Origin of the sequence: Streptomyces sp. WMMC940, assembly GCF_027460265.1 — a bacterium.
Lineage (GTDB): Bacteria > Actinomycetota > Actinomycetes > Streptomycetales > Streptomycetaceae > Streptomyces.
In genome coordinates this window covers 6286712-6299879 of sequence record NZ_JAPZBC010000001.1, presented here as the reverse complement: position 1 = coordinate 6299879, position 13168 = coordinate 6286712, and the positions used below count along the sequence as shown (strand labels likewise).

The following is a 13168-nucleotide window of genomic DNA, read 5'->3' as shown; positions in this document are numbered from 1 at the left end:
TCGGTCCTCAACCCCCGGACCGCGTCAGCGACAGCAGGTCGCGGGCCGGGCCCGTGGGGCGGTGGCCGTGGGGCCAGACGGCGCGGAGGTCGCGGCGGAGGCGGACCGCCTCGACGGGGATGCGGACGAGGCGGCGGGACGCCAGTTCCTCCGTCACGGCGAGTTCGCTGAGGACCGCGGGACCGGCGCCGCTGACGGCAGCCGCCTTCACCGCCGTCGTGGAGGCGAGTTCGAGCAGGGGCTCGGCGAGACCGCCGTGGTCCGCGAGCGCCGAGTCGAGCACCTGCCGGGTGCCCGAGCCGCGCTCGCGCAGCACCAGCGGGGTCGCGGCCAGCCTCTCCGGCGACAGCGGCGAACGCCGGCGCGCCCACTCGTGGCCCGGCGCCGCGACGACCACGAGCCGGTCGTGGCCGACGACCGCGCCGTCGAGTCCCTCCGGCACCGCCAGCCCCTCGACGAAGCCGAGGTCCGCCTCGCCGCGCAGCAGACGCTCCGCCACCGCCGCCGAGTTGCCCGCGAGCAGTGACACCGCGGTGCCCGGGCGTTCCTGGCGGAGTGCGATCAGCCAGCCGGGCAGCAGGTACTCGGCGATGGTCATGCTGGCGGCCACCCTCAACCGGGAGTCGCGCCGGTCACGCAGCGCCTGCGCTCCGGCGTCGAACGCCTCGGCCGCCTCCACGATCCGCCGGGCCCAGTCCGTGACCAGCGCGCCCGCGTCCGTGAGCCGGGAGCCGCGCGGCGAGCGGTCCACCAGCGCGACGCCCAACTGCCTCTCCATGGACCGGATCCGGCTGCTCGCCGCCGGCTGGGTGACGCCGAGTTCACGGGCGGCGCGCCCCAGGCTCCCGTGCCGGGCGACCGCGAGCAGCAGCTCCAACGCCGCGAGGTCGGGCACCCGGTGGGCCACCGGCCCGCGTTCTCCTTCGCTCATAAGGCCAGCTTATGGGGCCATAGTGACGGTGTGCCTGGTGGGCGGCCCGTCGGGACCACAGAGTGGGGCCATGGTCACCGTCGCCCATCCCCGCGCCTCCTCCCCCGCCGTACCGCCCGGCCCGGTCCGCCCGCCGCGGCCCGCTCCGGCGCTGCGCCGGCTCGGGCCGAACTGGTACTCCGCCGTCATGGGCACGGCCGCGGTGGCCATCGCCGGGGCGTCCCTGCCGGCGGGGCCCGCGGGAACACCGGACGTACTCGGGGCGGTCTGGGTGCTCTCCGCGCTGGCGCTCGCCACCGTGCTGCTCGCGCGCGCCGCGCACTGGGCGCGCCACCGCGACCAGGCGCGCGCCGACCTCCTCGATCCCGCGGTCGCCCCGTTCCAGGGCTGTACGGCGATGGCGCTCCTCGCGGTCGGCATCGGCTCGCTCACGGTCGGCGGCGGGGTCATCGGCCAACACGCGGCGGTTCTGACGGCGACGGCCCTGTTCGCCGCCGGCACGCTGACCGGGCTGACGGCCGCGGTGGCGGTTCCGTATCTGCTCGTCACCCGGCGCGGGGTGAGGGCGGGGGACGCGTCGCCGGTGTGGCTGCTGCCCGTGGTGGCCCCGATGGTGGCGGCGACGCTGGGCGCGCTCCTCGTGGACAGGGTGCCCGCCGGACCGTGGCGCGGGGCCGCGCTGCTCGGCTGCTACGGGCTGTTCGCCGTGAGCCTGCTCGCCGTGCTCGTGATCCTCCCGCTGGTGACCCTGCGGCTCCTCCGTGAGGGTCCGCCGCCGCTCGCCCTCACGCCGGCCCTGTTCCTCGTGCTCGGCCCGCTCGGCCAGTCCACGACCGCCGTGCACAAACTGGCGGACGCGGCCCCTTCGGCGGTCGGACCGGCCGACGCGGCGGCCCTCGGCTCCTTCGCGACCGGCTACGGGACCGTCGCGCTCGGCCTCGCGCTGCTGTGGCTCCTCCCGGCCGCGGCGCTGGTGGCGCGGGCGGCCCGCCGGGGCATGCCGTTCGCGATGACCTGGTGGGCCTTCACGTTCCCGGTCGGCACGTGCGTCACGGGGGCGGCGGCGCTGTCGGCGCGCTCGGGCGCGACCGCTCCGGCGTGGGCCGCGGCCGCGCTGTACGCCTTCCTGGTCGTGGCCTGGGCCGTGACCGGGATCCTCACGCTGCGGGGTCTCACCCGCGGAGCGCTGCTCGCAGCGCCGTGGGCGCCGCAGCCAGCGACGGCCCGTACCAGGTGAGCATGCGGCCGTCGACGAGCGCGGCGGGGATCCCCGGAAAGGCCTCCGGACCGTCGTCCGCGGTGAAGCGGTAGGGCTCGTCGGGGAGTACGACCAGGTCCGCTCCCGCGGCGTTCAGCTCGTCGAGCGGGACCCGGGGATAGCGGTCCGGGTGCGCGGCGTAGACGTTGTCGACGCCCAGCCGGGCGAGCACGTCGCCGGCGAAGGTGTCGCGGCCGAGGACCATCCAGGGCCGCCGCCAGACGGGCACCACCGCACGGCGCGGCCCGGCCGGCGGCTCGACGGCGTCCCAGGCGGCCTCGGCGTCGTCGAGCCACCGGGGACGGGGCACCCCGCAGGCGTCCAGGACCCGCTGCAGCTCGGTGAACGCCTGCGGCAGGGTCCTCACTTCGGTGACGAGCACGTCGAGCCCCGCGGCGCGCAGCACGGCGAGGTCGGGTTCCCGGTTCTCCTCCTCGTTGGCGACCACGAGATCGGGCCGCAGCGCGACCACCGCCTCCACGTCGGGGTTCTTCGTGCCCCCGATCCTGGCGGCGCGGAGTCCGGCGGGACGGGTGCACCAGTCCGTGGCACCGGCCAGCAGCCCGGGCGCGCTGACCGCGATGGCCTCCGTGAGCGAAGGCACCAGCGAGACGACCCGGGTCACGGTGCGACGGCCTCGATGTGGTCGGCGACGGCGACGACGAGGAGGCGGGTGCCGGGGCGGGTGGCCCGCCAGCGGTGGAGCACCCCGCCGGAGAGGAAGAGCGTGTCGCCCTTCTCCAGGCGATGGGCACGGCCCTCGGCCTCGACCTCGGCGCCGCCGTCGGCCACGTACATCAGCTCGTCGTTGCGGTGCTGGTGCTCGCCTCCGGCGTCCTGCTCGCCGGTGAACTCGACGGCGTGGAGCTGGTGGTGACCCCGTACCAGATGGCGCACGCCCGGCCGGGTGACGAGGCCGGTGTCGTCGGCGCGGACGACGTCGACGACCCGGCAGGAGTCGGCGGCGGCGAGCAGTTCGGCGGCGGTCGTCTCCAGTGCGTCGGCGACGCGGTGCAGCGACCGCATGCTGGGCCGGGCCCGTTCGTTCTCGATCTGGCTGAGGAAGGGCACGGACAGGCCGCTGCGCCCGGCGACGGCGGCGAGCGTCAGATCCAGGGCCCGGCGCCTTCGGCGGACGGCGGAGCCCACGCGGAGCGCTTCCTTGTCTCCCATGGCTGAGGTCCCTCCCTCCTCTCTCTGTACCTTACGCACGTTCCGGCCCGGGCAACCCTCCGTCGCCCCTGCCGCGGCGACGAGGACCCCGCCACGTTATGTGACGGGGTCCTCACCGGTGGGGGATTCGGTCGGTCTGTTGCGGCTGCGAGCCGTTCACCCCGGCCCGGCCACCCACGTCCGCTCGTCGGCGAGACCGGGATTCTCCGCCGGCCAGGCGCGGACGGCGTCCTGCCCCTCGCCCTTGCCGGTCTCCTGGATCTTCGCCTCCAGGCCGGTGAGCTGGGCCTCGGTCGCCTTGGAACCCTGGAGCCACTTGCCGGCCCGCGGGTTCTCCTCGGAGAGGCCCTTGCGGGCGAGGGTGTGGATGCAGTCGCCCTCGCCCCACGCACCCTTCGGGTCCTTCAGCTTCCTCAGGTCGTAGGTGCTGCGGCCGTGCCGGGCCGAGCGGGCAGCACCCGGTGCGCGGCGGGCCCGCGACGGATCGGGCGGGCGGACCGGGTCCGGTCGGCACGGGGCCGGGGTGTTGTCGGCGGCGTACGGCATCATTCGGACTGTGACGCGACGCCTGATGCTCCTCGACACCGCCTCCCTGTACTTCCGCGCCTACTACGGGGTGCCGGACTCCGTGCGCGCCCCCGACGGCACGCCCGTGAACGCCGTGCGCGGACTGCTCGAGTTCATCACCCGGCTGGTCCAGGACCACCGTCCCGACGAGCTGGTGGCCTGCATGGACGCGGACTGGCGCCCGCACTGGCGGGTCGAGCTGATCCCCTCGTACAAGGCCCACCGGGTCGCGGTGGAGAGCGAGGCGGGGCCGGACGCGGAGGAGGTCCCGGACACCCTGTCGCCGCAGGTCCCCGTCATCGAGGACGTCCTGGACGCTTTCGGCATCGCGCGGGTCGGCGTCGCGGGGTACGAGGCGGACGACGTGATCGGCACGCTCACGGCGCGGGCGACGGGCCCGGTCGACATCGTGACCGGCGACCGCGACCTGTACCAGCTCGTGGACGACGCCCGCGGCATCCGCGTGCTCTACCCACTGAAGGGCGTGGGCATGATGCAGGCCACCGACGAGGCGGTGCTCCGCGAGAAGTACGGCGTGGACGGCCCGGGCTACGCGGACCTGGCGCTGCTGCGCGGCGACCCCAGCGACGGGCTGCCCGGGGTGCCGGGCATCGGCGAGAAGACGGCGGCGAAGCTGCTGGCCGCGTACGGCGACCTGGCCGGGATCATGGCCGCTGTCGACGACCCCGCGTCCGGGCTGACGCCGTCGCAGCGCAAGCGCCTGGACGAGTCGCGTCCCTATGTGGCGGTCGCCCCCAAGGTCGTCCGGGTGGCGGGCGACGTACCCCTGCCCGCCTTCGATCCGGCTCTGCCCGGGGAGCCTCGCGACCCGGCCGGGCTGGAGGAACTGGCCGCGCGCTGGGGGCTCGGCAGGGCGGTCGCCCGGCTGCGCACGGAGCTGGCGAGCGCGAGCCCCCGCGACTAGGTGTTAGCTTAGGCAAGCCTAAGCATCTACAGTCAGGGGAGACCGCCGTGGCAGAGACAGCCGCCCGCAAGGCACCGCAGGTCCATGAGGCGCTGGTCCTGCGTACGGAACGGATCACCCCGCACATGGTGCGTCTCGTCCTCGGCGGCGAGGGCCTGGCGTCGTTCGCCACGCAGGGGTTCACCGACCACTATGTGAAGGTCGTCTTCCCGGCGCCCGGAGTGACGTACCCCGAGCCGTTCGACATGGCCCGCATCCGCGAGGAACTGCCCCGCGACCAGTGGCCGAGCAACCGGACGTACACCGTCCGTTCCTGGGACGCCGCGCACCGTGAGCTCGTCATCGACTTCGTGGTCCACGGCGACCAGGGACTCGCGGGACCGTGGGCGGCCGCGGTGCGGCCCGGTGAGACCGTGCGGCTGCTGGGCCCCGGCGGCGGCTACGCACCCGACCCGGCGGCGGACTGGCATCTGCTCGCGGGCGACGAGAGCGCGCTCCCGGCCATCGCCGCCTCGCTGGAGCAGATGCCGGTGGGCGCACGGGTCCACGCCTTCGTCGAGATCGCCGGTCCCGAGGAGGAGCAGAAGATCGCCACCCCGGACGGCGTGACCGTCACCTGGCTGCACCGGGGCTCCCGTCCCGTCGGCGAGGCACTGATCGCCGCGGTGCGCGGACTGGAGTTCCCCGAAGGGGACGTGCACGCGTTCGTCCACGGCGAGGCGGGCGCGGTACGCGAACTGCGCCGCCACCTCCGGATGGAGCGGGGCGTCCCGCGCGAGCGGCTTTCCCTCTCCGGCTACTGGCGCCTGGGCAAGTCCGACGAGGCCTGGCGGGCGATCAAGCGCGACTGGAACGCGGAAGTGGAGCGCGAGCAGGAGGACTGACCACGCGGGCGGGACGAGCGCCCACCGGCGCGGGACGCACGGCCGCCGCACCGGTGCGGGCGCACCGCCGTCAACGTGCCGACCGTCACGACAGAAAGGCATCGCCCCGCACGGGTCCGGGCCCTCCGCCCGCACCGACACAGGGCGGACCGTCGCGCGAGGGAGGCGGCCACCGCATACGGCAGTCGCGCCCGGCCCACCGCGGCACGGACGTCGACCCACCCCGCGGGACCCACGGCGCCCGCGTGCCGTGGTCGCGGACACACTCGGCGTCCGGCCCGCCGGAACGCCCCGCCGACTCGCCGACCCGCCGACCCGCCGACCCGCGGGGTGAACGTCACCGGCACCTCAGGCGCACCCGCACCACCGGCCGTCCCCCAAGCCCCACCGCGGAGCCGTCTCCGCTGCTCACGGCCCCGCTCTCCCCCGCCGGCCCTTCGCCGTCCCCCGCTACCCGGGACTCCCCGGACGGCGAAGGACTCGGCCGGAACACGGACGCGTAAAAAGTTGGGCGCGACGGCAGTCAAGACCCGCCTCCGCTCCGTATAGGGGGAGTGACACCCGCGGCGACGCAGGTCCGGGGAAGAGGGGCCGGCCGGAGCAGGCCGCGGCGAGGGGAGAGCGGTGAAGGAAGCGATACGCATCACAGGGGCACCATCGGCGGGGCCGGGACTCGACGAACTGCTCGTCCGGGTCGCGCGCGGCGATCAGCAGGCCTTCTCGCGTGTGTACGACGCGGTCTGCGGACCCGTACTCGGCGTCGTCCGCGGGGTGTTGCGCGATCCGGCACAGTCGGAGGAAGTGACGCAGGAGGTGCTGGTGGAGCTGTGGCGCACAGCCGCGCGCTACCGGCCTTCCCGCGGCTCGGCCCTCACCTGGACCCTCACCCTCGCCCACCGCCGCGCCGTCGACCGCGTACGCTCCGCCCAGGCATCCGCCGAACGCGAGCACAGAGCCGCACGGCTCGGCGGCACACCGGCGTTCGACGACGTCGTCGAACAGGTCGAGGCCCGGCTGGAACGGGAGCAGGTACGGCGCTGTCTGCGCACGCTGACCGAACTCCAGCGCCAGTCGGTGACCCTGGCCTACTACCGCGGCCTCGCCTACCGGGAGGTCGCCGAACTGCTCGCGGTGCCGCTGGGCACGGTCAAGACACGGATGCGCGACGGACTGATCCGTCTGCGCGACTGCCTGGGGGTGAACGGATGAGCGCCGCGGCGAAGGGAGCGGGGCGGGACGCCGAACTGCACACGCTGACCGGCGCATACGCCCTCAATGCGCTCGGCGACCGGGAACGCGCCCGGTTCGAACGGCACTTGGCCGTGTGCGCGGCCTGCGAGCAGGAGGTGCGGGAACTCGGCGCCACGGCGGTACGGCTCGGGCTCGCCGCGACCGAGAACCCGCCGTCCGCGATGAAGTCCCAGGTGCTGGCCCGGATCTCGACCGTACGCCAGGAACCCCCGAAGGTCGCCGCCGCGGAGGCCGGCCGGATCCCGGCACCGGTCCACCGGGCCCGTCCAGCGGGTCGGCGCAGGCTCCCGGGGTTCGTCCTCGCCGCCTGTGTCGCGGGGCTCGCGGCGCTCGGCGGCGTCACGTTCGCGCAGCAGCGCGCCGTCGACGAGGCGCGGACCGAGGCCCGTGAGGCCGCCGAACTGGCACAGCGGCGGACCCAGGCACTCGCGGACGTCCTCACCGCGCCCGACGTGCGCACGCTGAGCACGAAGCTCGGCGAGGGCGCCACCGGCACGGTGGCCGTCTCCCGCGAACGCGACCGTGCCGTCTTCCTCGCGTCCGGCCTGCCCCGGCCGGAGAGCGGCAAGGTGTACCAACTCTGGTTCGCGGACGGCGACACCATGCGTCCGGCCGGGCTGCTCGCCTCGGCGGGAGGCGCGGAGGCACTGCTCATGGACGGCGCGGTCGGCCGGGCGACGGGCATGGGCATCACCGTCGAACCCTCCGGCGGCTCCCGGGCCCCGACCTCCGAACCACTGGGCCTGCTCAGCTTCCCGGCCGGGTAGGGCGGGTACGGCGGGGAGGGACGCGTTGCCCTCGGGGCGGTGCACGGAGCGGGGGCGATTCCCGCCCGCTGGACGCGTCCTACCCACGTCCCTCTCCCGGGACACGGTTCCCGCGTCCTCGGCGCGCCTGACCTGCGGCGCCTGGCGCTCACGCTCGGGCGGTGGCCGTCCGTCGCGTTCGGGTGCGGTGCACGTCCCGGCCCGGTGCCGGCCGAGCGCCCGCACCGCGGTGTTCCGGCGCCCGCTTCCCCGGCGTCGGGCGGGCGCCGGGCGAATCCCTCGTCGGCCCCGAGCCCCACGGCGCTCACGTTCCGCGCGCCGGGGCGGCGCCGGTGGACCGGGCACGTGGGCCTCCGAGCCGGTGGGCGCCGCACGCGGTGCGGGCGCTCCGGCACTCGAGGGTGTGCGCCCGCACAGCCCGGTGTGCCGCCCGCGCCGGGGCGGCACACCGGCACCGAAGGTCAGCCGACCGAGCTGTACGCCACCACGCCGCGCAGCACCGCGTCCACGGCCTTGCGGGCGTTGCGCGCCACGGTGGAGTGCTCCCCGGGCGCCGCGGCCGCGATCTGGCCGAGCACGTCGATGACCTGCTTGCTCCAGCGCACGAAGTCCCCCGCCGGCATCTCCGCCTCGCGCAGCACCTCGTCCAGCCCCTTGCCCGAGGCCCACTGGTGCGCGGCCCAGGCGAAGCCGAGATCCGGCTCGCGCTGGCCCACGCCCTCGGCCTGGTTGATGCGGAACTCCTCCTCCAGCGCGTCCAGCCGGCCCCAGATGCGCACCATCTCACCGAGCGCGGCCTTCGCTCTGCCGGACGGGAGCTTCGGCGCCACCGCGTCGTCGGCCTGCCGCGCCTCGTACACCAGCGCCGAGACGCAGGAGGCCAGTTCGGCCGGGTTCAGCCCCTCCCAGACTCCTTCGCGCAGGCATTCGCTGGCCAGCAGGTCCAGCTCGCCGTAGAGCCGGGCGAGCCGCCGGCCGTGCTCGGTGACCTCGTTGCCGCGGAGGTAGTCCATCTCGGTCAGCAGCGCGACGATGCGGTCGAAGGTACGGGCGATGGTGTTCGTCCGGCCCTCGATGCGCCGTTCCAGCTGCCGGGTGTCGCGCTGGAGCCGGTGGTAGCGCTCGGCCCAGCGGGCGTGGTCCTCGCGCTCGTCGCAGCCGTGGCAGGGATGGGCGCGGATCTCCTTGCGCAGCCTGGCGATCTCTCGGTCGTCCGCGGCGGCGGCGCGCGGTTTGCGGTGCCGGTCGGGCACGATGTGACCGGCCTTGGTCCGCAGGGCGGAGGCGAGGTCGCGGCGCGACTGCGGCGAGCGGGGGTTGAAGGACTTGGGGATCCGCATCCGCTCCAACGGCTCGACGGGGACCGGGAAGTCCATCGAGGCGAGTCGCTTGACCTGCCGCTCGGCCGTCAGCACCAGGGGGCGTGGCCCGTCGTGGTACTCGTACCCGCGGTGGCCGTTGGACCGGCCCGCCGGCAGGCCGGGGTCGAGGACGAGCGCGAGCCCGGCGAACTTGCCGGTGGGGACGTGGATGACGTCGCCCGGCTTGAGCTTCTCCAGCGAGTCCGCGGCCGCCGCCCGGCGCTGGGCCGCGCCCTGTTTGGCCAGTTCGGTCTCACGGTCCTTCAGCTCGCGGCGCAGCCGCGCGTACTCCTCGAAGTCGCCCAAGTGGCAGGTCATGCCCTCCCGGTAGCCCTCGAGTCCTTCCTCGTTGCGCTGCACCTGGCGCGAGATCCCGACGACCGACTTGTCCGCCTGGAACTGCGCGAAGGAGGTCTCCAGAAGTTCGCGCGAGCGGTGCCGGCCGAACTGCTGCACCAGGTTGACCGCCATGTTGTACGACGGCTTGAAGCTGGAGCGGAGCGGATAGGTGCGGGTGCCTGCGAGGCCGGCGAGCGCCCCCGGGTCCATGCCGCGCTGCCAGAGCACGACGGCATGGCCCTCCACGTCGATACCGCGACGCCCCGCGCGTCCGGTCAGCTGCGTGTACTCGCCGGGGGTGATGTCGGCGTGCTGCTCGCCGTTCCACTTGACGAGCTTCTCCAGGACGACGGACCTGGCCGGCATGTTGATGCCGAGGGCCAGGGTCTCGGTGGCGAAGACGGCCTTGACGAGGCCACGGACGAAGAGTTCCTCGACGACTTCCTTGAACGTCGGGAGCATCCCGGCGTGGTGCGCGGCTATGCCCCGCTCCAGGCCCTCCAGCCACTCGTAGTAGCCGAGGACGTGGAGGTCCTCGCGCGGGATGGACGCCGTGCGCTCCTCGACCATCGCCCGTACCTCCAGGCGGGCCTCCTCGTCGTTGAGCCGCAGCCCCGCGTACAGGCACTGCTGGACGGCGGCCTCACAGCCGGCACGGCTGAAGATGAACGTGATGGCGGGCAGCAGCCCCTCCGCGTCCAGTCGCTCGATGACCTCGGGCCGTCCCGGGGTCCAGATCCGGCTGCGCTGCCGGCGCTCGCGCTCCCGGTCGGCCTCGCGGACCATCTTGCCGCGACGTCGGTCCCGGGGGTTGTAGGTGCGCGAGTTCTCCATCCTGGCCAGGCGGACCAGGTCGGGGTTGACCTCTCGGCGGGCCGCGCCGCGGCCGCCGTGGTCGGTCTCCTCCTCGAAGAGGTCGTACATCCGGCGTCCGGCCAGCACGTGCTGCCACAGGGGCACGGGGCGGGACTCGGAGACGATCACCTCGGTGTCGCCGCGGACGGTGTCCAGCCAGTCACCGAACTCCTCCGCGTTGGACACCGTCGCCGAGAGCGACACCAGCGTCACCGACTCGGGGAGGTGGATGATCACTTCCTCCCAGACGGCTCCGCGGAAGCGGTCGGAGAGGTAGTGCACCTCGTCCATGACCACATGGCCGAGGCCGTTCAGCGACTGGGAGCCGGCGTACAGCATGTTGCGCAGGACCTCGGTGGTCATGACGACCACGGGCGCCTCGGAGTTGACGCTGTTGTCGCCGGTGAGCAGGCCGACCCTCCCGGGGCCGTACCGCTTCACCAGGTCCGAGTACTTCTGGTTGGACAGCGCCTTGATGGGGGTCGTGTAGAAGCACTTGCGCCCCTGGGTGAGGGCGAGGTGCACGGCGAACTCGCCGACGATCGTCTTGCCGGAGCCCGTGGGGGCCGCCACGAGCACGCCCTTGCCCGCCTCGAGCGCCTCGCATGCCTCGATCTGGAAGGGGTCCAGCTCGAAGTCGTACATCTCGCGGAAGGGAGCGAGCGCGGTGGCCTGCTCGGCGGCGCGGGTCCGAGCAGCTGCGTATCGCTCAGCTGGTGAGAGGTCCTCTGTCATCTTGTGGTCGAGCCTACCCGTCGGGTCCGACAGTGGGCGCGATCTTATTCGAGCGCGGGCGGAGGCCCGGGGCGGGCGTTGGCGGGCACCGCGCTCACGCCCGCGGGACACCCCGCGACCGGGGGTCTCCGTCCGGGATCAGGTGACGTCGTCGTACCCGTTGATGCGGTCCCGGTCGCCGCTCTGCTGCTCGGGGAGCGCGCGGGCGGCGGGGACGGCCTCGACCTCGCCGAGGGCCTCGGGCGTGAGGTCGAGCTCGGAGGCCTCGTCGTCGCTCAGGCCGGCGTCGGGGTTCCTGCGTCCGCGGCGGGCGTCGTTGAGGAAGGAGAAGCCCACGGCGAGGAAGTAGAGCACGGCCAGGGGGCCGGCCAGGAGCAGCATCGAGATCGGCTCACCACCGGGCGTGGCGATCGCGGCGAACGCGGTGAGGCCGATGATCATTCCGCGCCACCAGCGGAGCATCCGCCTGCCGGTCAGCACACCGGTCATGTTGAGCAGGATCAGGAGCAGCGGGAGCTCGAAGGCGATGCCGAAGACGATCACCATGCGGGTGATCAGGTCCAGATAGTCGTCCAGCGGCAGCAGCGGTTTCGCGCCGGAAGGGGCGAAGCCGAGCATGATCTCGGCGGTCTGCGGCAGGATCGAGTACGCGAGGTAGGCGCCGCCCACGAAGAGGGGTACGCCGGCGGCCACGAAGCTCAGCGCATAGCGCTTCTCGTGGTTGTGCAGCCCGGGAGCGACGAAGGCCCAGAGCTGGTAGAGCCAGACCGGGGTCGCCGCCAGCACGCCCGCCATGAGGGCGACCTTCAGCGCGATGGTGAACGGCGAGAGAAGGCCCTGTGTCGTCATCTCGGCACAGAGCTGGCCGTTACGCATGACGACCTGACCGTTCACGCAGCCGACCGACTCGAGGATCGGCCGCATCAGGAACTCGAAGATCTCCTTCTGGAAGAAGGCCGCGACGATCGTCACCACCACGATCGCCAGCACCGACTTCATCAGCCGGTTGCGCAACTCACGCAGGTGTTCTCCGAGAGGCATCCGCCCCTCGGCGTCTCTCTCCTGCTTGCGGGCAGACTTGAGCAACCCACTTCCTCGTCTCGTGCGGGAACCGTCGGGGGAACCGGGTCAGCTCTGGGTCGTGCGATTCGGCTCCGAGACCGGACGGCTGCTCGTCACATCGCCGGGGGCCGCCTGGATGGTGCGAGGGGCGTCCTTCTGCGCGGCGGGGTCGGCGCCCGGCGTCGTCTGGCCGCCCGCCGGCTCGTCGTCCTTCTTCATCGCCTTTGCCTCGCTCTTCAGGATCCGGGCGGACTTGCCCAGCGAACGGGCCATGTCGGGCAGCTTCTTGGCGCCGAACAGCAACAGGATGACCACGATGATCAGGATGATCTCGAGGGGCTTCAGATTGCCGATCATGTGCGACTTCCTTCTCACTGAGACGGCTGAAGGGCGGGCTGCCCGGGGGCGGTCGGACAGGAGTCCGATCACCGACTTGACAGCGATCGTAACCCGCCGGAGTAAACGCAGGGCAATGCCCGTGCGTACCGGCGATTGCGACCCGAACCGACAGCGGGTCCGCCACTGGCAGGGTACCTCCGGGCCGTCCACCGGAGGAGACCGCCTGCCTCTAGCGCAGCGCCTCGCCCGTGCGTGCCAGCCGCGCCGCCGCTCTCTCCAGGTCCTCCGCGGCGCGGTTGACGCGTTCGGCGGTGGCGGCCACCTGCCGGCCCAGGCGCCGGGCCTCCAGGAAGACGAGGACGCCGAGGACGCCGAGGACGGCGATCCCCAGGAATCCCAGGGCGATGGCGAGCATGGGCCAGAACATGGGCAGAGCCTAGGGGTCGCAGGGGTCAGACGGTGGAGTGGAGGCGCAGCGTCCGCACGCCGCCTCCGGTGAGGAGTTCGACTATCCGCTCCCCGGCGGGCTTGCGGACGGCGGCCCCGCACTCGGGGCAGGTGAAGGAGTAGAAGGTGGTCCGCCTGCTCGCGCCGATCGCGAGGCGCAGCGCGCCCGCCGCGAGTTCGAAGCGGCCTCGGCAGTCGGGGCAGGCGGCCTTGAAGAGGAGGGGGACCTTCGGCGCCTGAATTCCTGACAGAATGGACATTTCCCTCTTGATTC

13 protein-coding genes and 1 pseudogene are annotated in these 13168 nt (G+C 73.5%); 5 read left to right on the top strand and 9 right to left on the bottom strand.

From position 1 onward, the window contains the following. Positions 1-7 precede the first annotated feature (7 nt). The gene (locus O7595_RS27755; RefSeq protein WP_269731329.1) at positions 8-931 is read right to left on the bottom strand and encodes a LysR family transcriptional regulator; all 924 of its coding nucleotides are present in this window, start codon (positions 929-931) and stop codon (positions 8-10) included. Positions 932-1001: 70 nt separating this feature from the next. Here O7595_RS27755 and O7595_RS27750 point away from each other — a divergent pair, with 70 nt between their 5' ends. Continuing rightward, positions 1002-2168 carry a C4-dicarboxylate ABC transporter gene (locus O7595_RS27750; RefSeq protein WP_269731327.1) on the top strand — a complete coding sequence of 389 codons (1167 nt, stop codon included), beginning with the start codon at positions 1002-1004 and terminating at the stop codon, positions 2166-2168. On the opposite strand, the gene O7595_RS27745 is transcribed toward O7595_RS27750, so the two are convergent. The 3 genes and pseudogenes from O7595_RS27745 to O7595_RS27735 all read right to left on the bottom strand — a co-directional run. Next, complete coding sequence (locus O7595_RS27745) at positions 2104-2814, bottom strand: helical backbone metal receptor (protein WP_269731326.1); 711 nt, start codon at positions 2812-2814, stop codon at positions 2104-2106. The genes O7595_RS27750 and O7595_RS27745 overlap by 65 nt on opposite strands. Beyond that, complete coding sequence (locus O7595_RS27740; protein WP_269731325.1) at positions 2811-3362, bottom strand: helix-turn-helix domain-containing protein; 552 nt, start codon at positions 3360-3362, stop codon at positions 2811-2813. The genes O7595_RS27745 and O7595_RS27740 overlap by 4 nt, the downstream gene beginning before the upstream one ends. Before the next feature lie 156 nt (positions 3363-3518). After that, positions 3519-3791, bottom strand: a pseudogene (locus O7595_RS27735) (glycine betaine ABC transporter substrate-binding protein); the annotation flags it as partial. A 142-nt stretch (positions 3792-3933) separates the two neighbouring features. Between O7595_RS27735 and O7595_RS27730 the strand changes: the two are divergent. The 4 genes from O7595_RS27730 (at position 3934) to O7595_RS27715 (ending at position 7756) form a co-directional block, all read left to right on the top strand. Next, on the top strand, positions 3934-4854 hold the full coding sequence (locus O7595_RS27730) for a 5'-3' exonuclease (protein WP_269732651.1): 921 nt from the start codon (positions 3934-3936) through the stop codon (positions 4852-4854). A 47-nt stretch (positions 4855-4901) separates the two neighbouring features. Continuing rightward, a complete protein-coding gene (locus tag O7595_RS27725) occupies positions 4902-5738 on the top strand; it encodes a siderophore-interacting protein (RefSeq protein ID WP_269731324.1) in 837 nt (278 codons plus the stop codon). Positions 5739-6362: 624 nt separating this feature from the next. Next, positions 6363-6947, top strand: coding sequence for a sigma-70 family RNA polymerase sigma factor (locus O7595_RS27720; protein WP_269731323.1), 585 nt, complete (start codon positions 6363-6365; stop codon positions 6945-6947). Further along, entirely contained in the window at positions 6944-7756 is an 813-nt protein-coding gene (locus O7595_RS27715; protein WP_269731322.1) for an anti-sigma factor, read from the top strand. Before O7595_RS27720 ends, O7595_RS27715 begins: the two co-directional genes overlap by 4 nt. A 461-nt stretch (positions 7757-8217) precedes the next feature. Here the strand turns inward: O7595_RS27715 and O7595_RS27705 are convergent, their stop codons facing one another. From O7595_RS27705 to O7595_RS27685, 5 genes are all read right to left on the bottom strand, one after another. After that, complete coding sequence (locus O7595_RS27705; protein ID WP_269731321.1) at positions 8218-11046, bottom strand: DEAD/DEAH box helicase; 2829 nt, start codon at positions 11044-11046, stop codon at positions 8218-8220. 138 nt (positions 11047-11184) lie between these two features. Next, positions 11185-12132 (bottom strand): twin-arginine translocase subunit TatC, encoded by a 948-nt coding sequence (gene tatC / locus O7595_RS27700; protein ID WP_269731320.1) that lies wholly within the window; start codon positions 12130-12132, stop codon positions 11185-11187. A 42-nt stretch (positions 12133-12174) separates the two neighbouring features. Continuing rightward, positions 12175-12465, bottom strand: a complete 291-nt coding sequence (gene tatA / locus O7595_RS27695) for a Sec-independent protein translocase subunit TatA (RefSeq protein ID WP_269731319.1) — start codon at positions 12463-12465, stop codon at positions 12175-12177. A gap of 211 nt (positions 12466-12676) precedes the next feature. Continuing rightward, entirely contained in the window at positions 12677-12874 is a 198-nt protein-coding gene (locus O7595_RS27690; protein ID WP_269731318.1) for a hypothetical protein, read from the bottom strand. 25 nt (positions 12875-12899) lie between these two features. Then, positions 12900-13154 carry a hypothetical protein gene (locus O7595_RS27685; protein ID WP_269731317.1) on the bottom strand — a complete coding sequence of 85 codons (255 nt, stop codon included), beginning with the start codon at positions 13152-13154 and terminating at the stop codon, positions 12900-12902. Between the last annotated feature and the right edge of the window lie 14 nt (positions 13155-13168).

Bases quoted from the DNA above. Each gene is read 5' to 3' on its own strand.
- O7595_RS27755 (WP_269731329.1), bottom strand. From the start codon at position 931: ATGAGCGAAGGAGAACGCGGGCCGGTGGCCCACCGGGTGCCCGACCTC.
- O7595_RS27750 (WP_269731327.1), top strand. From the start codon at position 1,002: ATGGTCACCGTCGCCCATCCCCGCGCCTCCTCCCCCGCCGTACCGCCC.
- O7595_RS27740 (WP_269731325.1), bottom strand. From the start codon at position 3,362: ATGGGAGACAAGGAAGCGCTCCGCGTGGGCTCCGCCGTCCGCCGAAGG.
- O7595_RS27730 (WP_269732651.1), top strand. From the start codon at position 3,934: ATGCTCCTCGACACCGCCTCCCTGTACTTCCGCGCCTACTACGGGGTG.
- O7595_RS27715 (WP_269731322.1), top strand. From the start codon at position 6,944: ATGAGCGCCGCGGCGAAGGGAGCGGGGCGGGACGCCGAACTGCACACG.
- O7595_RS27705 (WP_269731321.1), bottom strand. From the start codon at position 11,046: ATGACAGAGGACCTCTCACCAGCTGAGCGATACGCAGCTGCTCGGACC.
- tatA (WP_269731319.1), bottom strand. From the start codon at position 12,465: ATGATCGGCAATCTGAAGCCCCTCGAGATCATCCTGATCATCGTGGTC.
- O7595_RS27690 (WP_269731318.1), bottom strand. From the start codon at position 12,874: ATGTTCTGGCCCATGCTCGCCATCGCCCTGGGATTCCTGGGGATCGCC.
- O7595_RS27685 (WP_269731317.1), bottom strand. From the start codon at position 13,154: ATGTCCATTCTGTCAGGAATTCAGGCGCCGAAGGTCCCCCTCCTCTTC.